This is a genomic window from Roseovarius tolerans, assembly GCF_900109855.1.
GTDB lineage: Bacteria > Pseudomonadota > Alphaproteobacteria > Rhodobacterales > Rhodobacteraceae > Roseovarius > Roseovarius tolerans.
Genome location: NZ_FOBO01000013.1, coordinates 92,149 through 118,090, shown reverse-complemented (window position 1 = coordinate 118,090; position 25,942 = coordinate 92,149). Strand labels below are relative to the sequence as shown.

The following is a 25,942-nucleotide window of genomic DNA, read 5'->3' as shown; positions in this document are numbered from 1 at the left end:
GTGCCCGTCCGTCGCCGAGCCTTTGCCAGAAAAAGGCGTTCATGAGCGCAGCCAGTTCCGCCTGGATCGCCTGTTAGGTCAGCTTGCGCGCGCCATCGCGAAGGTTGTCGGTGAAAGGGGTGGATGTCGCCGCAAACGACACTGAAAACCGCGCCGCTTAATCAGGTCGCGTCACCCAAAATCCCGCATAGCTCTTGAAGAACGATACAGAGTCCCAATTGATCTTAAACCCGCAAACTGGACCGTTTGAAGGTGGAGTCTTCCGCTACGATTTCCCGACTGGGATAGGAGGGCAGAGGATGAAAAACGGGTCAGGGACGTTTGTCTGGGGGCTCCGTTCTAGAGGCACCTTGGAAGTTAGCTTCTCAACATCACCCTCTCAGATTCAACATCGTTATAAATCTGCCAGAGTGCGCGGAGTTGAGCGGCGAGGTCCATCGGATCAAAGGGCTTTGCTATGACGCCCAACGCACCATCGCGGCGAAGATCGTTTGACAAGTTTTCGTTGACCCGCGCTGTCATGAATACAACGGGTACATCATTTAGGCCGGGAACTTTGCGGAGCTCGCAGAGCGTCTCTTTGCCATCCATGTCGGGCATCATGTAATCCAGAAGCAGAAGGTCTGGACTAAAAGATGCGGCTTCTTCGGTTGCCTGTTTGCCGGAAGCACATTGCAGGAGCTCAAATAGACCAATCAACTCGAGAGCCATAGCTGCTATGGCTCGAATGTCATCATCATCATCTACGTGCAGTATTCGCTGCAACTCTCTCATCACGCCGCCCTCTTAGTGTGTCGCACTTCAGCCAAGTATAGAAATAACTCGCATGACAAAGACTAAATTTCCAATGGCTTAGCATCATCTAATAGAATCTTCTCAGGGTTGTTGAGATTGTCCAACGTGCTCTCTATTTTAAATGCGTGATCAAGCTGTTGAGGTTGAATTGTGTGCATGGGTAGTTTTACAAAAAATGTTGTGCCTTCACCGCATTTACTCACAAAGTCGATCTCCCCGTCGTGTGCATGAACTATTCTCTGAGCAATAGCCAAACCCAAGCCTGTTCCTTTGCGTTCTTTTCCATCAGGGCTGCGCAATTGAGCGAAACTTGCGAAGACCATGTGGTACGCTTCCTCAGGAATTCCGGGCCCCTTGTCCGTCACGGATATTTTCCAGAAACCATTTTCAGAATCTAGCATGACTTGAACGGTTTCCCCCGCAGGTGTGAATTTCGCTGCGTTTGATAGAAGGTTTGCCAGCACTTGTGTAAATCGTGCCGCGGACACACTTGCGATCGCGTCGGTGAGGTCTGTCTCGAACTGGAAGTTGACGCGCAACTCGTCCCCATACCCCCTGTTCATTTCGACGACTTCATCGACAAGCGCCACAAGGTCGACAGGTGCCTTGTCCATTTTCATTTTGCCCGCCCGGATTTTCTCCAGATCTAAGATGTCGTCGACTAGAAGGAGTAGCTGCTCTGTATTGCGTACGGCGATATCCAAAGCTTGCTTGGCGTTGTTGTCAAAAATGCCGAGAGTTCCCGAATGCAACAGTCGAAGCGATCCTTTGATTGAAGTCAGTGGGGTGCGCATCTCATGGCTTACGACCGACACCGCCTCCGTCTTGGCGCGCTCGATCTTCTTGCGCTCGGTAGCATCACGCAGAACGGACACAAACGACGTAGTGGCTGGTCATGGCTAAGAACCGCGCATTCACATCGCGCTGTTTGCCGACGCCAACACGGTCTACGGCTGTCTTCATGTTATCATAGATGCCGCGCCCAGGGATGCCTTCGAAGACGCGGAATGCATGCCAGTGGGCATCAAACAGCATCTCATGTGTTTGCAGCAGATAGGCCCGCACCAGAAACGCACGGCTGTGTGACAGCTTGGTATGGGCAACCTGAAGCTTGATGCGCTCGCCGCCGACATAGGCCCAGTCCTCGCTCCAATCGAACTGGAAAGCCTCGCCCGGCGCGAACACCAGCGGCACGAAAGTCCCGCGATCAGTCGTATGATGCGCACGCTGCCGTTCACCTTTCCATTCCCGCACAAAGGCCGCGACACGCTCGTAAGAACCGTCATATCCAAGCTTCACCAGATCGGCGTGCATTAGCTTCGCCGTTCGACGTTCCTTGCGTGATTTGCGCTGATCGGTCGTCAGCCATGCTGTAAGATGCTTGGCATAAGGGTCCAGCTTGCTGGGACGATCTGGCGCACGAAACGCAGGTTCAACAATCCCCTCCCGCAAATACTTCTTGATCGTGTTGCGAGACACGCCCGTCCGCCGCGCGATCTCGCGAATGGGCATCTTGTCACGCAGCGCCCATTTCCGGATAACTTTCAAAAATCCCATGTCTATCACTCCAAGTGCTCCCAGCTGATTCAGGCCGGGGTAAGGTTGCACATGGGTCAATTCTCGATGACAATTTCTGCTGCTGCCGGGTCAGTTCTCAGTGACAATCAACAGACGACGGCGCGAAACAGTCCACTGCGAATGCCTGCTACGTCTGGATCAAGCGGCAGATCGTGACCAATGCGCGACCTCCAGGCTCGGCCCTGGACGAACGCAATCTCGCCGAAGAACTGAATGTCAGCCGGACGCCCGTGCGCGAAGCCATGCTGCGTCTGCGCTCCGAGCGCTTCATCGAGAATCTCCCGCGGCGCGGGGCCTTCGTTCGCGCGCTGACGCTGGACGATCTGAGCGATCTTTACGATGTCGTCACCGCGGTCGAGGTGATGGCCGTGGGCCTGATTGCCGAAGCCAGTGATCGAGCTGAAATCGTTGCAGAGTTGAGCCGCCTTTGCGACAAAATGGAGGCGGCACTTGAAGATCCCGAGCTCTGGACCCATTCCGACGAGGCCTTCCACCGCGCCCTTCTTGAATTTTCAGGCAATGCGCCTTTGGCACAGACCGGCCTTCTCCACCGCGATCTAGCGCAGCGGGCACACTTCGTCGCTGACCGCGCGCGGCCCAAGGGCACCGAGAGGAAGTCGGTCGAAACGCACCGCGCGCTTGTTGATCTGATCGCCGCCGGCGATGCCGAGGCGGCCCGTGCCAACCATCTGAAACAGCGTCAACGCGGATCGGAAAGCTTGCTTGCGGCGATCCGGGCGCTTGGTCTCCGCAGTCTTTGAAAGGGGATTTCATGAGCCGCCCCAGAACCCTGTATGAGAAGATCGTTGAGACACATACGGTCGATCGGATCGATGGGAACACCGTGCTTCTCTACGTCGATTTCCACATCATGAACGAATACACGAGTCCGCAGGCTTTCGCCGGTCTGCACGAAGCCGATCGCCCTGTCTGGCGACCCGAGACGCATCTGGCCGTGGTCGACCACGTCAATCCGACCCGCGCCATCGCCTCGCTTGACGAGATGACCGACGCCGATGCGCGCCTTCAGATCGAGAACCTCGGTCGCAACTGCACCCGTCACGGGATCGAGCTTTTCGACCTGTTCGACACGCGACAGGGCATCGAGCACGTGGTCGTGCCGGAATACGGCTACGCCTTGCCCGGCATGGTGATCGCCTGCGGTGACAGCCACACGACGACCTATGGCGCGCTCGGTGCCCTGGGCTTCGGCATCGGCACATCCGAGATCGAGCACGTTCTGGCGACGCAGACGCTGGTCTACCGGGTGCTGAAACCCATGCGCGTGCGCTTCACCGGCGCGTTGCCGGAGGGTGTGACCGGAAAGGACATGGTGATGGCCTTTATCGCGCGCGCGGGCGTGTCTGGGGCCGTGGGGTATGCGGTCGAGTTCGAGGGCCCCGCCATTTCCGCGCTGGATGTCGAGGCGCGTATGACCATCTGCAACATGGCCGTCGAGGGCGGCGCCCGCGCGGCGATGATCGCCCCTGACGAGAAGGTGGAGGCCTACTTGCAAGGCCGGCCCCACGCGCCGGAAGGCGCCGCATGGGACGCGGCCCGCGCTCATTGGAAGACGCTGCACAGCGATCCCGATGCGGTCTTTGCCAAGGAAATCGTCATCGACATGGCCGAGATCGCGCCGCAGGTCACATGGGGCACCAGCCCCGACCAATGCGTGCCGGTGACGGGCCATGTGCCCGATCCCGGCGCGCTCGCCGACCCCGGCGACCGAAACGCGGCGCAGCGATCGCTCGACTACATGGGGCTGACGCCCGGAACGCCGATGGACGAGGTCACGGTGGATCATGTCTTCATAGGTTCCTGCACCAACAGCCGTATCGGCGACCTGCGTGCCGCCGCCCGCGTGCTGAAGGGCCGGCGCGTGGCGAAGGGCGTTCGCGCCATCGCCGTGCCCGGATCGCAGGCCGTCAAGCGGCAGGCGGAAGAGGAGGGCCTTGCCGACATCTTCCGCGCGGCCGGGTTCGAATGGCGCGGCTCGGGCTGTTCGATGTGCCTTGCGATGAATGATGATGTCATCCCGGCAGGCGAGCGTTGCGCCTCGTCCACCAACCGCAATTTCGAAGGCCGGCAAGGCCGCGGCGCCCGCACCCACCTGATGAGCCCGGCCATGGTCGCCGCCGCCGCGGTGACGGGCCATATCACAGACGTCCGCACCCTGATGCAGGAGAGCGACCTTGAAGAAGTTTGAACGCCATACCGGGCTGGCCGCGCCGCTGATGATGCCCAACATCGACACCGATATGATCATGCCCAAGCAATTCCTCAAAAGGATTGACCGCGAAGGGCTGGCCGAAGGCGTCTTTTATGATGTGCGCCGCAAAGACGATGGCACACTGCGCGACGATTTTGTTCTGAACCGGTCGCGCTACGAAGGCGCCAGCATCCTCATTGCCGGGCGGAATTTTGGTTGCGGTTCGAGCCGGGAACATGCTGTCTGGGGCTTGATGCAAGCCGGCATCCGCGCGGCGATCGCCCCAAGTTTCGCGGGCATCTTCTTCGGCAATTGCGAAAAGAACGGGCTTCTGGCGATCGTCATGCAAGAACAGCAGGTCGAGACCCTGGCAAACAGCGTCACGGCTGCCGCTCGCCCGGAACTGACCATCGACCTCACGACCTGCGAAATTCAGGATCCCGAGGGCGATATTATCCCGTTTGAAATCGAACCGGCCCGGCGAGAAACACTGCTTGACGGCAAAGATCACATCGAGGCCACGCTTTCGAACGCGCCAACGATCCGGGCGTTCGAAGATGCCCATTTCGAGATGTTTCAATATCTGGGTCGCGGTAGATAGAACCGGGCGGGCTCTTGCAGGCTCAGGTGTTCAATTGAATGGGATGCGCGAGAGGAGATGTGGGTTGCGTCTGCAGATTGTGTTTTCATTCTCATAGCGGACGTTGGCAGTGGATTGCCTGTATGTCCACTATGGGCCGTGAGCCACGCTGAGATTTCTTGGTTCGCCAAGCGCGGCGGAGCCTCCAGAGTCACACAACAGCGTTCAATTGCTCCCACAGCATCGCTTGTACTTGCGTCCGGAGCCGCAGGGGCAGGGGGCGTTGCGACCGACCTTGGTTCCCTGAAACGGTGCGTGAGGTTGTTTCGCGGCAGCCCGGGCTGGGAAAGGCTCTGATGCCACGCCTGACTTGGTCCAGGTGTTCAGGTTAAGTACGAGGGTCGGAATAAGTTCTGGAGCCTCTTCGGTCAGGCTTTTGACGGACGATTTGGGCAGATCGCTTTTACCTTCTGCGATGTTGTAAAGCGCCAGCATCATGTTGACCGAAGCCGCCGCTTCTTCGTCACCACTTCCCACGATGTGTATCCATGTGTCCGGGCGCAGGCGCATCGCGCGCTCAAATCCACTGCACCAGGACTCCCAGAGGATTTCCCCGGTGCGCTTGTCCTCGTCATAGAGCGGGCCGTATTCCATCTCCGGTGGCGTCAGGGACTGCGCTACGTCGTTATAGTGCCGCATGATCAGATCGGTCAGGCGCTGAACGTCTTCAGCAGTCTCGAATTGCGCTGCGCTGTTCCCCCAGACGCAGGGCAGCCATTCCCCGGGCATGATCATCTCGGGACACACAATCAGCCCCGCGCAAAACCCGTCGAGCTCACTGAGAAGCATGCCATCATCGTTCGGAAGCGACAGCAGCAGCGCGTCCAATTGATCCAGTTCGTCATCGGTGAGCATTTCGCAATCGCCCTAAAATGTCTCGACCCAGGGCCGTACGGCGATCTCATTGGACCATGCGCTGCGATCCTGTTCGATCAGGTGGCGATAGGTGCGGGCGATCGCTTCCGGCCGGAGCATGCAGCCGGGCTTGTCATCCGGCTCGGTGCGGCCGGGGTTCAGGATCGCCCCGTCGATGTTGATCCAGGCAACGTGAATGCCTTTGGGGTGCAACTCGCGCGCCATGCTTTCCGCCACGCCGCGCTGCGCAAACTTGCCCATGGCAAAGGACGCAGATTGCGGAAAGCCTTTCACGCCGGCGGAGGCGCCCGTGAACAGGATGGTGCCTCGCGTCCCGCCTATGGGGTCATTTGCCAGCATACGTTTTGCCGCGTGCTTTCCGGCCAGGAAAGCGCCAATGGCCGTGACATCGACAGCCTTGCGCACATCCTCTACGGACAGATCCGCGATAGGCCCGCGCACCCGTGCGGAGGGATTGTAAATCACAACCCGTGGCGCTTCTGGCAGATCCTCAAAAAGCTTGGCGACGGCTGCTTCCTCCGTTGCATCCAGACGCACTGTGTGGGCTCCGATCTCGTCAGCGAGAGCCTCGATCTTGTTCTGACTGCGCGCTGCCAGAGTTAAAGCATGGTCCGCTACAAGTTCACGCGCCACGGCGGCCGACAGTCCATCTCCGACTCCTATGATCACAGCTTGCGGTTTGGTCATCGAATTTCCTTCCCGATTGTCCAGCAGATACTTGACGTCTGGAGGCCCATGAAATAAGCCGGAACATGCTGAGCGGGCGTTGTGTAATGGTAAGACCTCAGCCTTCCAAGCTGATGATACGGGTTCGATTCCCGTCGCCCGCTCCAGAGTTTCCTTTCCGACATTTTACCTACAAATACTGGCAAAGATCGCCTGCTTGTAATTGATAAAAAAAGACAAATTTATATTTAGACGCCTGTCTTCCAAGCTGATGATACGGGTTCGATTCCCGTCGCCCGCTCCAATCCTTTCGCCCTGCGGCTGAACAGCCCCTTGACCCCGGCGCGCCCGCGCGCCAAGACCCTGTGCAAAATGACGAGGGAAGAGAACCGATGGTGCGAAAGGCCGAGAACGGGGCCGATCAGCTGGATCGCGAGAGATCGAAGCGGGTTGGGGCGCTGGCCGAATTATGGCCGTTCCTGCGGCCCTATCGCGCGCTTCTGGGCGCGGCGATTGCGGCGCTGGTGCTGACTGCGGCGGTGGCTTTGGTGCTGCCGATGGCGGTGCGCCGGGTGGTGGATAATTTCGGCACCGAGGACGGCGCGCTGCTCGATCAGTATTTCGGCGGCGCGCTCTTCATCGCGGCGCTGCTGGCGCTTGGCACCGGCGCGCGGTACCTGCTGGTCACCCGTCTGGGCGAGCGCGTGGTTGCCGATATCCGCAAGGCCGTGTTCGACCGGGTGATCGGCATGAGCCCCGCGTTCTTCGAACGGCTGATGACCGGCGAGGTGCTGAGCCGGATCACCACCGATACCACTCTGATCCTCTCGGTCATCGGCTCGTCCGTCTCGATCGCGTTGCGCAACCTGCTGTTGTTCATCGGCGGCATGGTCCTGATGCTGCTGACCTCGGCCAAGCTGACCGGGCTTGTCCTGCTGATCGTGCCGCTGGTGATCTTCCCGATCCTCTTTCTGGGCCGTAAGATGCGGGTGCTCAGCCGTGAGAATCAGGACTGGATCGCCAACAGTTCCGGCAACGCCTCCGAGGCGCTCTTGTCGGTACAGACGGTGCAGGCCTTCACCCATGAGGGCGAGAGCCGGGCGCGTTTCGCCGATGTGACCGAGCGCAGCCATGACGCGGCGCGCCGCCGGGTGAACACCCGCGCGCTGATGACGGTGATCGTGATTTTCCTCGTGTTCACCGGCATCGTCGGCGTGCTCTGGATCGGCGCGCGCGACGTGCGGGCAGGCGACATGACGCCCGGCAGCCTTGTGCAATTCGTGATCTATTCGGTGATGGTGGCGGGGGCCGTGGCGGCGCTGTCGGAAATCTGGGGCGAGTTGCAGCGCGCGGCGGGCGCCACCGAGCGGCTGGTCGAGTTGTTGCAGGCCGATGACCCGGTCAAGGACCCGGCCGCCCCGGTGGCGGTGCCGCGCCCCGCGCGCGGCGGGATAGAATTTGACGCGGTGCGCTTTGCCTATCCCGCGCGGCCCGAAACCCCGGCGCTTGACGATTTCAACCTGAGCATCAAGCCCGGCGAGACGGTGGCGCTGGTCGGGCCGTCGGGGGCGGGCAAGACCTCGGTCATTCAGCTGATCCAGCGGTTCTATGACCCCGATGAGGGGCAGATCACGCTTGACGGTGTGCCGCTTTGGGATATGGCGCGGCACGCGTTCCGCGCCGATCTTGCGCTGGTGCCGCAGGACCCGGTGATCTTCGCCGCCTCGGCGCGCGAGAATATCCGCTTTGGCCGTCTTGATGCGAGCGATGCCGAAATCGAGGCCGCGGCGCGCGCGGCCAATGCGCATGATTTCATCGCGCGGCTGCCCGAGGGCTATGATACCTATGTGGGTGAGCGCGGCGTGATGCTCTCGGGCGGGCAGAAACAGCGCATCGCCATCGCCCGCGCGATCCTGCGCGATGCCGCCGTTCTGCTGCTCGACGAGGCGACATCGGCGCTCGATGCCGAGAGCGAGCGCGCGGTGCAGCAGGCGGTCGATGCGATGGCGCGGACCCGCACCACGATCATCGTGGCACACCGTCTGGCCACGGTTAAAAAGGCCGACCGGATCGTGGTGATGGATCAGGGCCGGATCGTGGCGCAGGGCACGCATGACAGTCTGGTGGCGGAAAACGGGCTATACGCGCGGCTGGCGCGGCTGCAATTCACCGATGGCGAGGCGGCGTGAGGGGGCTTGAGCGGCCGTTGACGTCAGCCCCAATGCGCGGAGTCAAGGCGTGGCACGCGCCGCCGCGCAGCGCCCGACCGCCCCGTCGCACCTAAGGTGCGCCGATAGCACCGGCACGCCTCAGGCGTGGCGGGCGGGCGCTTTTGCGACGTCACAAGCCCGCGTAGTCGTTGCAGTATTTGGCTGGCATAAAGCGCACCCCACTGAGGTTGCAGCGCCCACCCGCGGTCGGGCACCGCGCGGCTTTTCCCTGAAACGGCAACGGGCGCCCCACGCCAACAGCTGCACCAACCGACAGTCCGGCGCGCGGCCATTCGCCCCTTGCCCAAACCCCTGCGATTTGGGATAACCATCGTCAGATCAAACACGGAGAGGCTCATGCCCGCGCGCATCTACAAACCGGCCCGTAACGCCATGCAGTCCGGCACCGCCAAGTCCAGGCACTGGGTGCTGGAATTCGTGTCGGAGACCCGGCGCGAGGTTGATCCGCTGATGGGCTGGACCTCGAATGAGGACACGCAGGCCCAGGTGCGGCTGCGTTTTTCCACCAAGGAGGCGGCGCTGCAATACGCCAAGGAGCACGGTATCGACGCCGTCGTTCAGGAGCCGCACAAGCGCAAGACGAACATCCGCCCCGGCGGATACGGTGACAATTTCGCCACCAATCGTCGTCAGGTCTGGACCCACTGACAGGGGCGCTCTGACAGGGGCCCGCGTTTTTCCATAATCCTGCCGCTTTCGGGGGGTATTGCCCCTTGCGATGAATCTTGTCGCGAGGACCCCCTGATGACACCCACCATCGAATCCCCGCACCCTGTCTGGGGCCTGGCCGGCGTCATCGCCGGTCTGATCGCCGTCGCCTTGGTGACGCTCAGCCTGTCGTCGATCTTTGCCGAGCCGCAGCCCGGTATGGCCTCGCAGATCGGCGAAATGGCGGCTGAAATCCGCAAATCGGCCATGCGCAGCATGATGGGCGAAGCGCAACCGGTGCCCGAAACCCCGGCGATGACCCTGGCCACGATCATCACCCTCGCCATTCCGGTCGTGGCTGGAGGGGCCGCGCTGTGCGGGGCGATCGGTCTCTTTCGTCGTGAACCGCGCAGCCTGCCGCTCCTGGCCCTCGGCTTTGGAACCGGTGCCTTTCTGATGCAATACCTGTTCTGGATGGCGCTGTTTATCGGTGGGGTGTTCCTGATGGTCGCGATCCTCAACAACTTCGACAGTATCCTCGACTTCTGAGGGCTGCGCCAAAGCCGTTTGCAAACGGCTTTCAACGCGGTTTTCAAACCGCGTTGCCAAGGTCTTTGCAAAGACCTTGCGCGGTCGGCCCGGACCAGCACTGAAGAAGGGAAGCAGCACCGGGGAGGGATCTGGGGGAACCCGCATCCCGGCGCCGCTTGCGCGGTCAGTGAAATCTGGGGACTGACACTGACCGATCCTGTGCGGCGTTCAGCGGCACTTGCCGTTGAGCGCCATATCCGCGGCCGTCTTGATGGCCAGCCAAAGCGTGGTCTGCGCGACCGGAGCCCTGAGCGTGATATCCCATTTGTCCTGCCAGCTCGGCGCGAAATCATTGGCCGCGAAGTCCTCGGACATCACGATCATCGGGATATCGTCGCAGGCCTCCTCGGCGGCGCTGAGAAAGGTGCCGAAGGTGGGCCGCTCGTCGGTAAAGCTGTCGCGGTCGATCACCACGAGGTCGGTCAGACCCGCAAACCGGAACAGCCATTCATAGAAAAAGGCCGGGTCATGCACCACCGTGACATCGAGCCCGAAGATCGATTCGAGCCAGATCTGAAGGTTGGTGATGTTATGCGACGGCTTGGCCAGGATCAGCACGCTCTGATGCGTGAACGCGCCGCGCAGCTCGATCTCGCGGGCGGTCGCCTGCGGGCTGTCCAGGCCGACCGCGTCGAGGCGACGCTCGCTTTCCCGGAACAGGCGAGTTGCGAGGCCGGGCAGGTGCGGCTCTTCCCAGCTGCGCGGCGCAGGTGCCGGGGCGGGCTTGAGATATGACACCAGGCGCTCGAAAAGCGATGACCGCAAGGGCATTTTCAGCGATTCAAAGCTCATTGACGTCCTCCATCTCGACCTTGATTTCAGTATATGTGATAAAACACACTACTCAAGCATTTTGTTGCAACTTAAAGGAGAGCGTTTAGGTCGCTTCATTGTCCATGATGCACCCATAGGATATACGCAATCATATTTTACCTTTAAAAACTAGCTTTTCTTGCAGGCATGCTGACCTAGGCGAAATATTGCGCAACCCTAGGTAACCCATCACTTGCATTGACCGCTCAAGAAGATACGTGATTAATCAATGATGAGGGTAACAATTTTCAACACGGTTCAATGTATTTAAATCACCATCTTTGGTCATTGGCAGCACGGGTTCATGCCCAGATTATGAGTTATCGGTTTCAGAGGGGGATATCTGTCGGTGCGCCAATCGTCCTGCAAGGCAATTGAGGTGCCCCTACAATGAACGAAAGTCACTTCATGACAGAGTTCGACGCCACCATGGATGAGACGGCCCGCCTTATTTTCGCCATGAAGTTGAGGTGCTCTGGATTCACATCTTGCGCAGCGATCGAAGCGTCACCAGCAGCTGTTGCTGCGTTGCTTCGTCAAGCTCATTCAGAAGCTCTTGCAATTCCGACGACACAGCCGCCGGACCAAAACCAAGAAGGGCCCCGGGACTGAGCCCAAGCGCCTTTTCGAGGGCCATAACCGTTAGCACGCGGGGGCTCTTGATGCGGCCTTGCTGAATATCGGTCACCGCACGGGCATTGAGCCCTGCACGTTTCGACAGTTGTGCAGGGTTCATGCCTTCCTGCGCCATGTAATGTGCAAGGCGCTTGCAAAATGCGTCCATGTCGAACTCGGCCTGTTCCGGATGTTCAAGCGGCATACTCACGCGCTCCATACATGCTCAACGTCCTCAAGTTTAGAATGCTTTCGCCCATCGTGGCGACCATGCCGGAGGATGGGCGATTTAGAGTGTCCCGTTTCCACATCTTCTGGCATAAATCACAGCACTCCGCCACTATGCATGAGTCTAGGTTTTGAATTCAAAATAGCTAGTAAAATATAAATATAGATATATTTCCGATGCTTGTGAGGTGAAGCTGTAGTCGTGACCTCACGTCAATTATGCCGACTCATGCGGCAACAGGCTGGATTGACACGCATCAAGGCAGTTTTGCACGTGTTGCGGTAAGCTGTCTCTCATCAAAAACAACAACAGATGAGGGATCGCCATATGACAGAAACTCAGACCGCGCCGACCGATATGGCGGACACGCAAACCCCTCCATCCCCGCCGCGCCAGCAAGAGGCGACCGCGCTCCGGCTGGCCTTCGAGAATGGCGAATACCCCTACGCGACGCGGCTCAGCCGCCGCAGCTATGAGGCGCAAAAGGCGAAATTGCAGGCGGAATTGCTCAAGGTGCAGCTTTGGGCGCAGGATGCGGGTGAGAAATTCGTGCTGCTCTTTGAGGGGCGTGATGCCGCGGGCAAGGGCGGCACGATCAAGCGCTTCACCGAGCATCTCAACCCCCGCACCGCGCGGGTCGTGGCGCTCAACAAGCCCACCGATCAGGAACGGGGCCAGTGGTATTTCCAGCGCTACGTGGAGCATCTGCCCACCGTCGGCGAAATCGTGCTCTATGACCGCTCTTGGTACAATCGCGCCGGTGTCGAGCGGGTGATGGGCTTTTGCGAGCCGTGGGAATACTTGGAATTCATGCGCCAGACGCCCGATTTGGAGCGCATGCTGGTGCGCTCCGGCATCCGGCTTTTCAAATACTGGTTCTCGGTCACGCAAGGCGAACAGCGCGCCCGTTTCGCCAGCCGCGAGACCGACCCGCTGAAACACTGGAAGCTGAGCCCGATTGACCGCGCCAGCCTCGACAAGTGGGAGGATTACACCGAGGCCAAGGAGGCGATGTTCTTTTACACCGACACCGCCGATGCGCCCTGGACGGTGGTGAAATCCAACGACAAGAAGCGCGCGCGGCTCAATTGCATGCTGCATTTCCTCAATTCGCTGGACTATCCGGGCAAGGATCCGAAAGTGGCGCATGCGCCCGATCCGCTGATCGTCTCGACCGCGCAGCATGTGCTGCACAAGAGCGATCACATCCTGGGCAAGTCGCTGCATCCCGACGACCGCAAGCCGCGCTGATTTTTGCTGATCGGGGTCGGTCGGGCGTGCTGCGCGCTTGCCCGCGCGCGGCGGCCCGAGTAATCATGTCGCCATGATCTGGACCCGCCGCCTCGCGCTCGCGCTCTGCCTCTGTCTGCCTGTCGGCGGTGTGGGCGCGCATCCGCATGTATTTGTCGATGTGGCGCTGGAGTTCACCGGCGACGAGGAGGGCAATCTGGCCCGCGTCGAGGTGACGTGGACCTATGACGATTTCTTCTCATTGCTCATCCTCAGCGATATGGGGCTCGACTCCGATGGCGATGGCGAACTGACCGAAGATGAACTGGCGAGGCTCAAGGGCTTTGATCTGGTGGAGTGGCCCGAGGGGTTCGAGGGCGATCTCTACATGCATCACGGCGAGGACAAGATCGCGCTCGATCATCCGGTGCCCACCGGCATCGCGTTAAAGGAGGGCCGTATCGTCGCCACGCATACCCGCACGTTCGGCCCGGTGCCCGGTGATGGCCTGAAGGTCGAGGCCTATGATCCGACCTATTACGTCGAGCACACGCTGACCGGCCCGATCCGCCTGCCGCAGGGCTGCAGCCACACGATCCGCGAGCCCGATCTCGACGCCTCGCAACGCGCCTTCCGCGAGATGCTGGGCCAGCTCAGCGCCGAAGAGCAATATGAGGGCGTCGAGGTGGGCAATCTCTTTTCACAGGCGATGTATCTGTCATGCGCCGCCCCGTCCTGAGCCTTGCGGCCCTTGGTCTGCTGGCGCTGGTGATCTGGCTCTGGGGGTTCGGCGGGGCCGGGGCCGTGTCGGCCTGGGCCAATGCCGGGCAGGCCGAGACCCAGCAGGCGATGGCGCGGCTGTTGCGCAGCCTGCGGGCGGGCGATCCGGGGGCGCTGACCGGTCTCATGGCGCTGTGTTTCGCTTATGGCTTTTTCCACGCGGCGGGGCCGGGGCATGGCAAGCTGCTGATCGGCGGCTATGGCATGGCCGCCCGCGTGAGCGCGCTGCGCCTGTCGGGGCTGGCGCTCGCCTCCAGCCTTGCGCAGGCGGGCTCGGCAGTGGTGCTGGTCTATGCGGGCGTGTTCGTCTTTGATCTCACGCGCCAGCGCATGACCGGGCTGGCCGAGGATATCATGGCCCCGGCCAGCTACGGCGCCATCGCCGCCGTGGGGGCATGGCTGGCCCTTCGCGGGCTGCGGCGGCTGCGCGCCGCGCGTGTGGTGCATCACGACCACGACGGCACCTGCGCCAGTTGCGGGCACACGCATGGCCCCACGGCGGACGAAGCCGCATCGGTCACCGGCTGGCGCGATGCGCTGGCACTGATCGCCGCCGTGGCGATCCGGCCCTGCACCGGGGCGCTGTTCCTGCTGATCCTGACCTGGCGCATGGGGCTGGAAATGGCGGGCATCCTCGGCACCTTTGCCATGGGGCTGGGCACCGCCAGCGTTACGCTTGCGGTGGCGCTGGCCTCGGTCACGCTGCGCGAAGGGGCGCTGGCGCGGCTCACTGCGGGGCAGGACGGCGGCCTTGCCCGCGCCCTGCCGCTGTTGGAGCTTGCGGCGGGTGTGGTGATTGCGGCGCTGTCGCTGCAACTCATGCTGGCAGTGCTTTGACGGGGCTTGCGCGCGCGGACGGCCCCGGCTAACGCCAATCCTATGCAACCGCGTCTTTCATATCGCCAGCACGCTCGCGCCGTGATGGGCCTTGGCCTGCCGCTCGTCGGCAGCCACGTGGCGCAATTCGCCATAACCCTGACCGATGCGCTGATGCTCGGCTGGTACTCGGTCGAGGCGCTGGCCGCCGAGGTGCTGGGCGGCACGATGTTTTTCGTGCTGTTCATCATGGGCTCGGGCTTTGCCTGGGCGGTGATGCCGATGGTGGCCTCCGCCGAGGCCAGCGGCGAAGGTGCACAGGTGCGCCGCGTCACCCGCATGGGGCTCTGGGCGTCGGTGCTCTTCGGCCTTGTCACACTGCCGCTGATGCTGGGCTCCGAGACGGTGTTCGGTCTCTTGGGGCAAGCCCCGGCCACCTCGGCGCTGGCCGCCGATTACCTGATCATTGCCGGATGGGGCATCCTGCCCGCGCTGATGGTGATGGTGTTGAAATCCTATCTCGCCGCGCTGGAACGCACGGCGGTGGTGCTGTGGATCACGCTGGCGGCAGTGGCGATGAACATCGTGGTCAACTACCTGTTGATCTTCGGCAATTTCGGCTTTCCGGAACTGGGCGTGCGCGGCGCGGCCATCGCCTCGCTCGCGGTGCATATCGGCTCTCTGGTGGCGCTGATGCTCTATGTGCGCCTCGTGGCCCCCGAACACGCGCTCTTCACCCGCCTCTGGCGGCCCGACTGGGAGGCGCTGACACGCGTCTTTCGCCTGGGCTGGCCCATCGGCATCACCAATCTCGCGGAGGTCGGGCTGTTTGCCGCCGCGTCGGTGATGATGGGCTGGCTGGGCACGCTGCCGCTGGCCGCGCATGGCATCGCGCTGCAGGTGACATCGGTGGTGTTCATGGTGCATGTGGGCCTCTCGAACGCCGCCACGGTGCGCGCGGGCCAGGCGTTTGGCCGTGGCGACGGGCAGGGGTTGCGCGACGGGGCGCGGGTCGTGCTGGGGCTGTCGGGGGCCGTGGCGCTGGTGACGATGACGCTGTTTCTGGCGCTGCCCGACCCGATGATCGGCCTCTTTCTGGACCCCGGTGACCCGGACCGCGCCGCCGTGATCGAGATCGGGCGCGGGCTGCTGGCGGCGGCCGCGCTGTTTCAGCTGGTCGATGCGGCGCAGGTCATGGCGTTGGGCCTCTTGCGCGGGGTGCAGGATACCCGCGTGCCGATGGTGATCGCGGCGCTGAGCTATTGGGCCGTCGGCGTGCCGGTGAGCTACGTGCTGGGCTTTACCCTCGGCTATGGCGGGGCGGGCATCTGGCTTGGCCTTGCGGCGGGGCTGGCACTGGCGGGGGTGTTCATGCTGCTGCGCTTCTGGGGCTGGTCGGCGCGCGGCGTGGCGGCGTGAGAGAAATTACTGCTTCTGAATGAAGTACCCGCGCGATACGCGGCCGTTAGGCCGCCGCGCATCGTCATGCCAGAGGCATGCCTTCGGCCTGACGCCGCCCCGACGGCACGGCGATTTGGCTGCAACCTGCGCATCGCGTTAATGTTTTCCCAACGTGGCAGAGATAAAGGTCTACCAAACTAGCGTTGGATCGCCGCACCGCGGCCCGTAGATGCGCGGCTCACGGCGACATCCCCCTCACCCGTCCTTCAGCAACCGGTCCGCCTTCTTGCGTACCAGCACGGTGCGTAGGTCATGCATCGCCAGCAACAGCGCATCCGTCACCTGCTCCAACTGCTCTTCCGTGGCCCGCGACTGCGCCCAATGGGTTGTCGTGTTGAGATAATCCACCGCCCGCAGGATATCGTCGATATCGCGATGCTCGATCAGCTTGAGCCGCTCGGTCATCCACTCAGTGATCGCGGCGACATCCGCCTCGCTGAGTTCACGGTCACCATGCGGCTTGATCTCGGACTTGCGGATGTTGACCACGGCGATCTGGTCCATGTCGATCCGGCGCTGCCGGTTCTCGGTATCCACCCGGAACACGAAGGCCCCGTTCTCGCGGACCCGGAAGTAATAATCGGGGAGATCGCCCGCCATGTCCGTCCCTATCTCATCCCTTCGCAGAACGCCTGTATCCGCCCGCAGGCCTCTTTCAGCGCCGTGTCGGAGGTAGCGTAGCTGACCCGGAAGTTCGGCGAAAGCCCGAAGGCGGCGCCGAAGACCACGGCGACGCCGGTTTCCTCCAGTAGTGCCGTGGCAAACGCCTCGTCATCCTCGATCACGGCCCCCCCGGCACTCGTCTTACCGATCAGCCCGGCAATCGACGGGTAGACGTAAAACGCCCCATTGGGCACCGGGCACTCGATCCCGTCGATCTCGTTCAGCATAGACACCACCAGATCGCGGCGGCGCGTGAAAACGGCGTTGTTCTCAGCAATGAAGTCATGGCTGCCATTCAGCGCCTCGGCCGCCGCCCATTGGCTGATCGTACAGGGGTTGGAGGTGGACTGCGACTGGATCTTGCGCATGGCCCCGATCAGCCGCTCCGGCCCCGCCGCATAACCGATCCGCCAGCCGGTCATGCAATAGGCCTTGGAGACGCCATTGCAGGTCAGCGTGCGGTCATAAAGGCTGGGCTCCACCTGTGCGGGGGTGCAGAACTGAAAATCGTCATAGGCGAGGTGTTCATACATGTCGTCGGTCATCACCCAGACGTGCGGATGGCGCATCAACACGTCGGTCAGACCCTTCAACTCGTCCCATGTATAACCCGCCCCGGTGGGGTTGCTGGGCGAATTGAAGATGAACCAGCGGGTTTTCGGCGTGATCGCCGCCTCCAGCGCCTCGGGCGTAAGCTTGAACCCGGTCTCGATTCCCGCAGGTACCACCACCGGCTCGCCACCCGCCAGCAGCACCATGTCGGGATAGCTCACCCAATAGGGCGCGGGGATCACCACCTCGTCGCCGGGATTGAGCGTCGCCATCAGCGCGTTGTAGAGGATCTGCTTGCCGCCCGAGGCGACGCTGACCTGTGCGGGCACATACTCCAGCCCGTTGTCGCGCTTGAACTTGGCGCAGATCGCCGCCTTCAACTCGGCGATACCATCGACGGCGGTGTATTTCGTCTTGCCTTCCTCGATGGCGCGGATGCCCGCCGCCTTGATATGATCGGGCGTGTCGAAGTCCGGCTCGCCCGCGCCAAGGCCGATCACGTCGCGCCCCGCTGCTTTCAACTCCTGCGCCTTCGTCGTCACCGCGATGGTGGGCGAGGGCTTCACGCGCGATAATGTCGCGGACAGATCGGACATGGCCGCCTCCGGTTTGAATTCACCTGACAAATCTCATAGGTTGCCGCCAAAGGTTGATCAAGGACGATCGCCGGAAAGGGATGAGATGACGACAGACACCAATGACAGCTGGTTCGACCCCGATGCCACCACCTTCGGCGATCGCGTAGCGGGCGCGCGCGAACGCGCGGGCATGACCCAAGGCGACCTCGCCAAGCGCCTCGGCGTGAAGCTCAAGACACTCAAAGCCTGGGAGGACGACCAGTCCGAGCCGCGCGCCAACAAGCTGTCGATGATGGCGGGGCTCTTGAATGTTTCCCTGCTCTGGCTGCTCTCGGGTGAGGGCGACGGGCCCGATACGCCCGCGGTCGGCGAATTGTCCCCCGATATCAGCCAGATGCTGACCGAGATCCGCGACATCCGCGCGCAGCTCACCTTTTCCACCGACCGTCTCGGCCGGATCGAGAAAAGCCTGCGCGCCAAGCTGCGGGAAGAAGCCGTTGAGTGACGAGCCGCGCGAGCACCGTCTCAAGCGTCTCTCGATGCGCTCCATGCGGCGCGGCATCAAGGAGATGGACATCATCCTGAGCCGCTATGCCGAGACCCGGCTGGCGGCAATGGACGATGGCACCCTCGGCACCTACGAATCGCTCCTGTCGGAAAACGATCAGGATCTCTACCAGTGGGTGACCGGGCAGGTCGCCCCCCCGCCGCGCTTTGCCGATCTGGTCAGCGATATCTCGGGCGTGGCCTGTTCGGGAAAATAGATCGGATTTTACGCGTCATTGTCGCGGTTTAACCGATTATTGGGCTTTTTGCCCCAGTTTCCGATGCGAGCAGACACGCACGGAGATGGATATGAGCTTTCAAAAACCCCTGAGCCCGCCGACCGGGCAGACCGCGTTCATCATGGCCTATCTCGACGCGCTGTCGCTGGTCGAACGGCTGCACCGGCTCTTGCTCGACGTCATCAAGGACGAGTTCGAGCGCGTCGGCATCCTTGATATCAACGCGGTGCAGGCGCTGCTCTTGTTCAACATCGGCGATCACGAGGTCACCGCCGGGGAGTTGAAATCGCGCGGCTACTATCAGGGCAGCAATGTCAGCTACAACCTCAAGAAACTGGTCGAGATGGGCTATATGCACCACCAGCGCTGCGAGGTGGATCGCCGCTCGGTCCGGGTGCGCCTGACGGAAAAGGGGCGCGGCATCCGCGATGTGGTGGCCAGCCTTTTCGCGCGACACGCCGAGGGGCTGGAAGGGCGCGGCGTGCTTGGGCCTGACGGGATCGACCAGATCACCTCGTCGCTGCGCCGGGTGGAGCGGTACTGGACCGACCAGATCCGCTATATCTACTGAGCGGGCAGCGCGCCCAGCACGATATCGCTGATCTCTCGGTAGAGCTTGCGTCCCATCGCGCGCTCGAAATCCTCGAACCCCTGCGCCAGTTCCAGAAATGCGCCGGGCCCGCGCAGCACCTCGTCGCGGTAATGCCGCAGCACGGTGGTGTCATGCCCCAGGATCACCAGCCCGTTCACCGTGATCCCCTGAAACGGAAAATGCTTGTAGGCCAGCGCGGGCGCAAACCCCTGATTGTTGATCCCGTCGCCCGACACGTCGATCACCCGCCGCACACAATCGGGCGCGCGGGTCATCACCTGCGCGCCATAGCCCAGCGCCGAGCCGAGCGCCGTGGGATAATCCGAGGTCGAGCGTTCCATCCCGACCAGCACCGCCACAGCACGGGTGATATCGGCGTGGCTGCGCAGATAGGTCCAGTCGAGATGCAGCTTTTCCTGAAACCGCCCGCTCCACTCATAGACCGAGAGGGCCACATCGCCCTCACCGGTCAGGATCGCGTGGCGGATATCGGGCGCATCGAGCGCCGCCGCCAGCCCGGCGCGCTGCAGGTCATATTCCCGCGCATCGACCGAAGACGACACATCGAGCGCCAGCACCAGCGCGAGGCGGCAGGCCGCCTCTGCCGGGGCCGCGATCAGCCCCGACAAAAGAACCGCCCACCTTACCAATGGCCGGTGTTTTCCATGCTCGCCCATGGCTCGGCGGGCTCCAGCGCGTCACCCTCCTGCAGCAACTCGACCGAGATATTGTCGGGGCTGCGCACGAAGGCCATGCGCCCGTCGCGCGGCGGGCGATTGATCACCACGCCATTGTCCTGCAGATGCTGGCACATCTCGTAGATATTGCCGACCGAATAGGCCAGATGGCCGAAATGCCGGCTGTCATCGGGCAGCGCATCATCGCCATCCCAATTATAAGTCAGCTCCACCGGGCATTCCTCCTGCCCCTCGGGCGCCATGAAGACCAGCGTGAACCGGCCCCCGTCATTGTCCCAGCGACGCGTTTCCTTCAGGCCCAGCAGGCCAAAGAACCGCATCGTCGCGTCCAGATCCTTGACCCGGACCATGGTGTGCAGATACCTGATTTTCATCGCGTGCCTCCTTATTTACGTCCCGCCAGAGGATAGTGGCCCGCGCCGCGATGTCGAGAGGCGCAATTCCGGCAGCGAAACCACCCGATATCGGCTTGGCGCATCGCCCCCCCGCAAGATATAGTCGGCAGCGACTCATCTCCGCCCTGACCAGCCCATGAAAGGCCCCGCCATGCCCCTCAGCCCAGACCAGCAGGCCGAAATCGACGCGCAACGCAGCGAAACGCAGCAGACCCTGCGCGCCACCGCCCCGGGGATGGAAAAGCATCTCTATACCGCGCATCCCGTGCTCGACCACGGCTTCGTGCGGGTGATCGACTATATGGGCGACGATGCCGCGATCTGTCAGGCGGCGCGGGTGTCCTACGGGCGCGGCACCAAATCCGTGAGCAATGACGAGGGGCTCATTCGCTACCTCATGCGGCACTGGCACTCGACCCCGTTCGAGATGTGCGAGATCAAGCTGCATGTGAAACTGCCCGTCTTCGTCGCGCGCCAGTGGATCCGGCACCGCACCGCCAATGTCAACGAATATTCGGCGCGCTACTCGATCCTCGACCGCGAGTTCTACATCCCCGCGCCCGACGCGCTCGCCGCGCAATCGACCACCAACAATCAGGGGCGTGGGGCGGCGCTCGAGGGCGAAGAGGCCGACCGCGTGCTGCGTCTGCTGACCGAGGACGCGATGCGCTGCTATGACCATTACGAGGCGATGATCTCGGACGAGGGGCAGCAGGGGCTGGCGCGCGAACTGGCCCGCATGAACCTGCCCGCCAATATCTACACCCAGTGGTACTGGAAGGTCGATCTGCACAACCTCTTGCATTTCCTGCGCCTGCGGGCGGATGCCCACGCGCAATACGAAATCCGGGTCTACGCCGACGCGATCTGCGACATCGTCGCCGATTGGGTGCCCGCCGCCTACAAGGCCTTCGCCGACTATCGCATGGGTGGTGCCACGCTGTCGTCCACGGCGCTCGACTGCGTGCGGCGGATGCTGAAGGGCGAAGAGGTCACGCAGGAAAACTCCGGCATGTCCAAGGGCGAATGGCGGGAGTTTGAGGGGGTGATTGATGTTTGAGCCGCCGTATGAGGCTACTACTGGAATACCGTATCTACAACTATTCGTAGAATTGTTGCGCGCTGTGGCTTGGCCTATGGCTATCGTCCTTGCCCTGTGGATTTTTCGCAACGATTTAAGGCCAATGCTAGCAAAAATCGAAAGCTTTGGACCGAGTGGAGTTAAACTTTCTCAAGTCAGCCAATCTTCGCAATCATTGGAATCTGAGACCAAGCAAAAACTAGCCGACATTGAACTCGATCCTTTGACAGATCCCGCCGCGAAAAGGATTGAAGACAATATTTTTGCTAGAATTGGAGGCGATCCCTGCTGATAAACGACAAGAAAAGCTAATAAGGGGTCTGACGTATAGGTTATTAGAAAAAACATTCTTTGCAGCATACGCCGACATTTTTGGAAGTCAGATTCGCGCCTTAGAAGAGCTAAACTCTCGTAACATTTCAAAGAGCGAAGCGGATTTAATGTTCAAAGAGTTGCAGCGAGAATTTGAGCCGTTCAAGGTTTGGACTTTGGAGAAATATTTAACGTTCTTGTTTAGGTTTGAATTCATCGAGATTAGCGAAGATGTGTATAGTATTACTCAAACGGGGAGGAATTTTCTCGTTTTCCTATCGTTGCATGGTTTAACTAAAGAAAGAAGCCTGTAGTGAGTCTACGCAGGGATGGTTTCCAACCAACCACCTGCACCTCATCCGCAGCGTGAAACCCCGCCCCACAGGGCCCCCACACAGAACGTGTTGTTTACCCGAAAGAAATTGACAGGCGGGGTGGAGTGGTTACCATCCAGCCCACCTGCATCACCTGTTCAAGAGGTTTCCCATGCGCGTTTCCAAGACATCGCTTTTCCCCGCCCTGGCGCTCGCCTTTCTGGCCGGTCCGGCCCTCGCCGAGGCACCGAAAGTCTATGCTTATCAAAGCCATGCCAATTATTGCCCCTCGGGCCTGCAACCGGTCAGCCTGAACGGCGTGATCTGTTGCGGCAAGCCGACCGCCGATCAGACCTATCAGCAGGCCAAGTCGCACCCGGTCACGTACAAGCCGCGCCCGACGCGCAGCGCGCGGGCGAATTTCGATTGCCCGGTCGGGGCCAAGGGCTGTAACTGAGCCGGATCAGCGCATGATCACGCAGAGGCCCCTGACCCGGGCCCCCTGCATCCTGTCTGCGCCGGGGGCTCAGAGCAGTTTGAGATCGGCCGCCATCTGCCGCCCGTCGCGCCCATCCTGAAGCTCGAACCCGACCTTCTGATTGTCCGCCAGCCCCGTCAGCCCGGACCGCTCGACCGCAGAGATGTGGACGAACACATCCTTGCCGCCGTCGTCCGGCGCGATGAAGCCGTAACCCTTTGTCGTATTGAACCATTTCACGGTGCCAGTCGGCATGCCGCTTCTCCTTTGTCTTCGCTTCCCGGGAAAATGCCCGACCATGACACGAAAAATCGCGCAAACCCCCGAAACCGCACGCAAAATCGGAGATATTACCCGTGTCGTGACGGTTACAATGATTGCACCGCCAATGTAAAAATCAAGCGAAACTCCGTGACCTGTGTGGAAATGCCGGATAAGCAGGCAAAAAATGACGAGGCGACGCAATGATCCTGTACGGCTTGAAAACCTGCGATACGTGCCGCAAGGCGTTGAAATCCCTTGAAAAGGCCGAATTCCGCGATGTCCGCGCCGAGGGCTTGCCCAAAGATTTGGCGCAGGCGGCACTGGCGCAATTCGGCGACGCGCTGCTCAATCGCAAATCCACTACGTGGCGCGCGCTCCCCGACGACGAACGCAGCCGCGACCCGCTTGCGCTGCTGGCCGATCACCCGACGCTGATGAAGCGCCCGCTGATCGACGACCGCGGCACGCTCTATCTGGGGTGGGGTGCGGACACGCAGGCCGCACTGCTTGGATAACGCGCGGCAATCCCTATATATATCAAAGCTTTAGGAGGTATAGTTCATGCGCAGCGCGGCAATGGTTCTGGGGATTATCGGTGGCTGTCTGGCGATCCTCGTGGGGTTCTTCAGCTATGGCTATACCGAGGCGGTCAACCGCTTCGGCGAGGTCGAGGGGCTGATGACGCAGGTGACCGACCCCGCGCTCATCCGCACCGCCAGCTTTCTCGCCCCGATGCTGGCAATCGCCGGCGGGGCGATGGCCAAGATTCGCGCGCTCAGCGGAGGCCTGCTGCTGATCCTGTCGGCGGGGCTGATGTACTACGCCTTCGGGTTCAACGTGTTCACCATGTTCCCCATCGGCATGACCGGTCTCGCCGGGCTGCTCGCGGTGACCGCGGGCAAGCCGGACGAGCCGAAATCACATTTCTGAGGCGCGCGCCTCAGAGCAGGTCCGGCGGCGTCGCCTCACGCGCCAGCGCCTCGGCCATCTCGTCAAGGCCGCGCATGCTGGTCTGTTTTTCGCCAAGCCGACGGACCGATAGCGTGCGCTCCTCGACCTCGCGCATGCCACAGGCAAGGATCACCGGCACCTTGCCGACCGAGTGCTCGCGCACCTTGTAATTGATCTTTTCGTTGCGCGTATCGGCCTCGGCGCGGATGCCGAGAGCGGTCAATTTCTCAACGACTTCATGCACATAGTCATCCGCCTCGGAGGTGATCGAGGCCACGACAACCTGACGCGGGGCCAGCCAGAAGGGCAGGCGCCCGGCATGTTCCTCGATCAGGATGCCGATGAACCTCTCGAAGCTGCCCAGCACGGCGCGGTGCAGCATCACCGGGCGATGCTTGGCCCCGTCGGTGCCGATATAGGTGGCGTCCAGCCGCTCGGGCAGGACGAAATCGACCTGCAGCGTGCCGCATTGCCAGTCACGCCCGATGGCGTCGGTCAGCACAAACTCGAGCTTGGGGCCGTAAAACGCGCCCTCGCCGGGATTGAGGCTGAAGTCGCAGCCCGCCGCCTCGGTCGCGGCCTTCAGGGCGGTTTCGGACTTGTCCCAGACGTCATCACTGCCGGCCCGCGTGTCGGGCCGATCAGAGAACTTGACCGAGAAATTCTCGAACCCGATGTCGCGGTAGATGTCGGACAGGAAGTCGATGAAGCGGCGCGTTTCCGCTTCGATCTGATCCTCGGTGCAGAAGATATGCGCGTCATCCTGCACAAAACCACGCACCCGCATGATGCCATGCAGCGCGCCCGAGGGCTCGTAGCGGTTGCACGAGCCGAATTCAGCCATGCGCAACGGCAGGTCGCGATAGCTTTTCAGCCCCTGATTGAAGATCTGCACATGGCAGGGGCAGTTCATCGGCTTGAGCGCGTTTACCGATTTCTCGCGGGCGTGATCCTCGTCGACCTCGACGATGAACATGTGCTCCTGGTACTTCTCCCAATGGCCCGAGGCCTCCCACAGCTTGCGGTCGACAACCTGCGGCGTGTTCACCTCGACATAGCCGCCACGGGTCTGCTGGCGGCGCATGTAATCCTGCAGCGTGGTGTAGATTTTCCAGCCGTTGGGGTGCCAGAAAATCTGACCGGGGGCCTCTTCCTGCATGTGGAACAGATCCATCTCGCGGCCCAGCTTGCGGTGATCGCGGCGCTCGGCCTCCTCCAGAAAGGTGAGGTAGTCCTTGAGCTTTTCCTTGGACTGGAACGCCACGCCATAGATGCGTTGCAGCATCGGGCGGCTGCTGTCGCCGCGCCAATAGGCCCCGGCGACGCTCATCAGCTTGAAGGCATCGGCGGGCACCTGACCGGTATGTTGCAGATGCGGGCCGCGGCACAAATCCTGCCAGTGTCCGTGCCAGTACATGCGCAGCGGCTCGTCGCCGGGAATGGCCTCGATCAGCTCGATCTTGTAGGGCTCACCGGTGCCGCGATAATGCTCGATGGCGCGCGGGCGCTCCCAGATCTCGGTGCGCACCGGGTCGCGCAGGTTGATGATCTCCTTCATCTTTTTCTCGATGAGGCCGAGATCTTCGGGGGTAAAGGGCTCTGCGCGGTCGAAATCGTAATACCAGCCGTTCTGGATCACCGGGCCGATGGTGACCTTCACATCAGGCCAGAGTTCCTGCACCGCGCGGGCCATGATATGCGCCAGATCATGGCGAATGAGTTCGAGCGCAGGCGCCTCGTCCTTCATCGTGTTGATGCTGATTGCCGCGTCCTGCGGGATCGGCCATTGCAGATCCCAGTGCTGGCCATCGACATGCGCTGAAATCGCCTTTTTCGCCAGCGAGGTCGAAATGCTCGATGCGACTTCGGCAGGGGTGATGCCTGCGGGGTAGTCGCGCGCATTGCCATCGGGGAAGGTGAGGGAGATATCGGCCATTGCTCTGGCTCCTCGTCGGTTTGGCGCCCACGGAACGCCCGGTTGCGGGTATGGTTGCCGCCTAATGCCCGGCGCGCGCCCGCAGGTCAAGACCTGCCTCCGAAAGAGGCAGACCGCATCGGCGCAAGACACCATACCGATGCATACCCAAAAAGAATTGGA

Annotated in this window: 31 protein-coding genes, 1 tRNA gene and 1 pseudogene; 20 read left to right on the top strand and 13 right to left on the bottom strand. The window is 61.6% G+C overall.

Translation table 11 applies throughout. From position 1 onward, the window contains the following. Positions 1-357: 357 nt before the first annotated feature. The 3 genes and pseudogenes from BMX04_RS13525 to istA form a co-directional block, all read right to left on the bottom strand. Complete coding sequence (locus BMX04_RS13525; RefSeq protein WP_074787314.1) at positions 358-774, bottom strand: response regulator; 417 nt, start codon at positions 772-774, stop codon at positions 358-360. Positions 775-836: 62 nt separating this feature from the next. Further along, a complete protein-coding gene (locus BMX04_RS13520; protein WP_074787312.1) occupies positions 837-1,670 on the bottom strand; it encodes a sensor histidine kinase in 834 nt (277 codons plus the stop codon). 4 nt (positions 1,671-1,674) lie between these two features. After that, positions 1,675-2,352, bottom strand: a pseudogene (gene istA / locus BMX04_RS13515) (IS21 family transposase); the annotation flags it as partial. Between the two features lie 158 nt (positions 2,353-2,510). Here istA and BMX04_RS13510 point away from each other — a divergent pair. The 3 genes from BMX04_RS13510 to leuD are packed head-to-tail and all read left to right on the top strand — an operon-like array spanning position 2,511 to position 5,186. Further along, the gene (locus tag BMX04_RS13510) at positions 2,511-3,134 is read left to right on the top strand and encodes a GntR family transcriptional regulator (protein ID WP_074787310.1); all 624 of its coding nucleotides are present in this window, start codon (positions 2,511-2,513) and stop codon (positions 3,132-3,134) included. An 11-nt stretch (positions 3,135-3,145) separates the two neighbouring features. Beyond that, positions 3,146-4,582: a 3-isopropylmalate dehydratase large subunit gene (gene leuC, locus BMX04_RS13505; protein WP_074787309.1), complete on the top strand. Its 1,437-nt coding sequence runs from the start codon at positions 3,146-3,148 to the stop codon at positions 4,580-4,582. Further along, positions 4,569-5,186 carry a 3-isopropylmalate dehydratase small subunit gene (leuD, locus tag BMX04_RS13500; RefSeq protein WP_074787308.1) on the top strand — a complete coding sequence of 206 codons (618 nt, stop codon included), beginning with the start codon at positions 4,569-4,571 and terminating at the stop codon, positions 5,184-5,186. Before leuC ends, leuD begins: the two co-directional genes overlap by 14 nt. Before the next feature lie 204 nt (positions 5,187-5,390). Here the strand turns inward: leuD and BMX04_RS19105 are convergent, their stop codons facing one another. Continuing rightward, complete coding sequence (locus BMX04_RS19105) at positions 5,391-6,080, bottom strand: UPF0149 family protein (protein WP_074787307.1); 690 nt, start codon at positions 6,078-6,080, stop codon at positions 5,391-5,393. Between the two features lie 12 nt (positions 6,081-6,092). Beyond that, positions 6,093-6,788 carry an SDR family NAD(P)-dependent oxidoreductase gene (locus BMX04_RS13490; RefSeq protein WP_074787306.1) on the bottom strand — a complete coding sequence of 232 codons (696 nt, stop codon included), beginning with the start codon at positions 6,786-6,788 and terminating at the stop codon, positions 6,093-6,095. A gap of 72 nt (positions 6,789-6,860) precedes the next feature. Here BMX04_RS13490 and BMX04_RS13485 point away from each other — a divergent pair. From BMX04_RS13485 to BMX04_RS13470, 4 genes are all read left to right on the top strand, one after another. Next, positions 6,861-6,934: transfer RNA gene (locus BMX04_RS13485), tRNA-Gly, on the top strand. Between the two features lie 225 nt (positions 6,935-7,159). Continuing rightward, positions 7,160-8,956: an ABC transporter transmembrane domain-containing protein gene (locus BMX04_RS13480; RefSeq protein WP_074787304.1), complete on the top strand. Its 1,797-nt coding sequence runs from the start codon at positions 7,160-7,162 to the stop codon at positions 8,954-8,956. 378 nt (positions 8,957-9,334) lie between these two features. Next, entirely contained in the window at positions 9,335-9,646 is a 312-nt protein-coding gene (locus BMX04_RS13475; RefSeq protein ID WP_050662576.1) for an ETC complex I subunit, read from the top strand. Between the two features lie 96 nt (positions 9,647-9,742). Continuing rightward, on the top strand, positions 9,743-10,195 hold the full coding sequence (locus BMX04_RS13470; protein ID WP_074787302.1) for a hypothetical protein: 453 nt from the start codon (positions 9,743-9,745) through the stop codon (positions 10,193-10,195). A 210-nt stretch (positions 10,196-10,405) separates the two neighbouring features. On the opposite strand, the gene BMX04_RS13465 is transcribed toward BMX04_RS13470, so the two are convergent. Together BMX04_RS13465 and BMX04_RS13460 are read right to left on the bottom strand one after the other, a co-directional pair. Beyond that, the gene (locus BMX04_RS13465; RefSeq protein ID WP_074787300.1) at positions 10,406-11,029 is read right to left on the bottom strand and encodes a hypothetical protein; all 624 of its coding nucleotides are present in this window, start codon (positions 11,027-11,029) and stop codon (positions 10,406-10,408) included. A 502-nt stretch (positions 11,030-11,531) separates the two neighbouring features. Beyond that, a complete protein-coding gene (locus tag BMX04_RS13460; RefSeq protein WP_175477370.1) occupies positions 11,532-11,870 on the bottom strand; it encodes a helix-turn-helix domain-containing protein in 339 nt (112 codons plus the stop codon). A 381-nt stretch (positions 11,871-12,251) separates the two neighbouring features. Between BMX04_RS13460 and ppk2 the strand changes: the two genes are divergently transcribed. The 4 genes from ppk2 (at position 12,252) to BMX04_RS13440 (ending at position 16,139) form a co-directional block, all read left to right on the top strand. Beyond that, on the top strand, positions 12,252-13,145 hold the full coding sequence (ppk2, locus tag BMX04_RS13455) for a polyphosphate kinase 2 (RefSeq protein ID WP_074787333.1): 894 nt from the start codon (positions 12,252-12,254) through the stop codon (positions 13,143-13,145). 73 nt (positions 13,146-13,218) lie between these two features. After that, positions 13,219-13,863, top strand: a complete 645-nt coding sequence (locus BMX04_RS13450) for a DUF1007 family protein (RefSeq protein WP_074787296.1) — start codon at positions 13,219-13,221, stop codon at positions 13,861-13,863. Next, positions 13,845-14,741 carry a nickel/cobalt transporter gene (locus tag BMX04_RS13445; protein WP_074787294.1) on the top strand — a complete coding sequence of 299 codons (897 nt, stop codon included), beginning with the start codon at positions 13,845-13,847 and terminating at the stop codon, positions 14,739-14,741. Before BMX04_RS13450 ends, BMX04_RS13445 begins: the two co-directional genes overlap by 19 nt. Positions 14,742-14,783: 42 nt before the next feature. Next, complete coding sequence (locus tag BMX04_RS13440) at positions 14,784-16,139, top strand: MATE family efflux transporter (RefSeq protein WP_074787292.1); 1,356 nt, start codon at positions 14,784-14,786, stop codon at positions 16,137-16,139. A gap of 237 nt (positions 16,140-16,376) precedes the next feature. Here the strand turns inward: BMX04_RS13440 and BMX04_RS13435 are convergent, their stop codons facing one another. Together BMX04_RS13435 and BMX04_RS13430 are read right to left on the bottom strand one after the other, a co-directional pair. Next, positions 16,377-16,781 (bottom strand): hypothetical protein, encoded by a 405-nt coding sequence (locus tag BMX04_RS13435; protein WP_050662202.1) that lies wholly within the window; start codon positions 16,779-16,781, stop codon positions 16,377-16,379. Between the two features lie 8 nt (positions 16,782-16,789). Further along, positions 16,790-17,992 carry a pyridoxal phosphate-dependent aminotransferase gene (locus BMX04_RS13430; RefSeq protein WP_074787290.1) on the bottom strand — a complete coding sequence of 401 codons (1,203 nt, stop codon included), beginning with the start codon at positions 17,990-17,992 and terminating at the stop codon, positions 16,790-16,792. A gap of 85 nt (positions 17,993-18,077) precedes the next feature. Between BMX04_RS13430 and BMX04_RS13425 the strand changes: the two genes are divergently transcribed. From BMX04_RS13425 to BMX04_RS13415, 3 genes are all read left to right on the top strand, one after another. Then, complete coding sequence (locus tag BMX04_RS13425) at positions 18,078-18,479, top strand: helix-turn-helix domain-containing protein (protein ID WP_050662205.1); 402 nt, start codon at positions 18,078-18,080, stop codon at positions 18,477-18,479. Positions 18,480-18,513: 34 nt separating this feature from the next. Further along, positions 18,514-18,738, top strand: coding sequence for a succinate dehydrogenase assembly factor 2 (locus BMX04_RS13420; RefSeq protein WP_050662206.1), 225 nt, complete (start codon positions 18,514-18,516; stop codon positions 18,736-18,738). A 91-nt stretch (positions 18,739-18,829) separates the two neighbouring features. Next, positions 18,830-19,330 (top strand): MarR family winged helix-turn-helix transcriptional regulator, encoded by a 501-nt coding sequence (locus BMX04_RS13415; protein WP_074787332.1) that lies wholly within the window; start codon positions 18,830-18,832, stop codon positions 19,328-19,330. On the opposite strand, the gene BMX04_RS13410 is transcribed toward BMX04_RS13415, so the two are convergent. Both BMX04_RS13410 and BMX04_RS13405 read right to left on the bottom strand, forming a co-directional pair. Then, entirely contained in the window at positions 19,324-20,028 is a 705-nt protein-coding gene (locus tag BMX04_RS13410) for a DUF1194 domain-containing protein (RefSeq protein WP_074787288.1), read from the bottom strand. The genes BMX04_RS13415 and BMX04_RS13410 overlap by 7 nt on opposite strands. Beyond that, on the bottom strand, positions 19,995-20,423 hold the full coding sequence (locus tag BMX04_RS13405) for a VOC family protein (RefSeq protein ID WP_050662208.1): 429 nt from the start codon (positions 20,421-20,423) through the stop codon (positions 19,995-19,997). Before BMX04_RS13405 ends, BMX04_RS13410 begins: the two co-directional genes overlap by 34 nt. Before the next feature lie 172 nt (positions 20,424-20,595). Between BMX04_RS13405 and thyX the strand changes: the two genes are divergently transcribed. The 4 genes from thyX (at position 20,596) to BMX04_RS13390 (ending at position 22,608) form a co-directional block, all read left to right on the top strand. Beyond that, complete coding sequence (gene thyX, locus BMX04_RS13400) at positions 20,596-21,504, top strand: FAD-dependent thymidylate synthase (protein WP_074787286.1); 909 nt, start codon at positions 20,596-20,598, stop codon at positions 21,502-21,504. Further along, positions 21,497-21,817, top strand: a complete 321-nt coding sequence (locus tag BMX04_RS19100) for a hypothetical protein (protein WP_139194557.1) — start codon at positions 21,497-21,499, stop codon at positions 21,815-21,817. Before thyX ends, BMX04_RS19100 begins: the two co-directional genes overlap by 8 nt. After that, entirely contained in the window at positions 21,774-22,151 is a 378-nt protein-coding gene (locus tag BMX04_RS19440; protein WP_074787284.1) for a hypothetical protein, read from the top strand. The genes BMX04_RS19100 and BMX04_RS19440 overlap by 44 nt, the downstream gene beginning before the upstream one ends. Positions 22,152-22,323: 172 nt before the next feature. Next, positions 22,324-22,608: a hypothetical protein gene (locus BMX04_RS13390; protein ID WP_074787282.1), complete on the top strand. Its 285-nt coding sequence runs from the start codon at positions 22,324-22,326 to the stop codon at positions 22,606-22,608. Between the two features lie 69 nt (positions 22,609-22,677). Here the strand turns inward: BMX04_RS13390 and BMX04_RS13385 are convergent, their stop codons facing one another. Then, the gene (locus BMX04_RS13385; protein ID WP_074787280.1) at positions 22,678-22,884 is read right to left on the bottom strand and encodes a cold-shock protein; all 207 of its coding nucleotides are present in this window, start codon (positions 22,882-22,884) and stop codon (positions 22,678-22,680) included. 209 nt (positions 22,885-23,093) lie between these two features. Here BMX04_RS13385 and BMX04_RS13380 point away from each other — a divergent pair, with 209 nt between their 5' ends. Both BMX04_RS13380 and BMX04_RS13375 read left to right on the top strand, forming a co-directional pair. After that, positions 23,094-23,408 (top strand): arsenate reductase family protein, encoded by a 315-nt coding sequence (locus BMX04_RS13380; RefSeq protein ID WP_074787278.1) that lies wholly within the window; start codon positions 23,094-23,096, stop codon positions 23,406-23,408. Positions 23,409-23,454: 46 nt separating this feature from the next. Continuing rightward, positions 23,455-23,823 (top strand): hypothetical protein, encoded by a 369-nt coding sequence (locus BMX04_RS13375; RefSeq protein WP_050662212.1) that lies wholly within the window; start codon positions 23,455-23,457, stop codon positions 23,821-23,823. A 10-nt stretch (positions 23,824-23,833) separates the two neighbouring features. On the opposite strand, the gene thrS is transcribed toward BMX04_RS13375, so the two are convergent. Next, positions 23,834-25,780 carry a threonine--tRNA ligase gene (gene thrS / locus BMX04_RS13370; protein WP_074787277.1) on the bottom strand — a complete coding sequence of 649 codons (1,947 nt, stop codon included), beginning with the start codon at positions 25,778-25,780 and terminating at the stop codon, positions 23,834-23,836. Between the last annotated feature and the right edge of the window lie 162 nt (positions 25,781-25,942).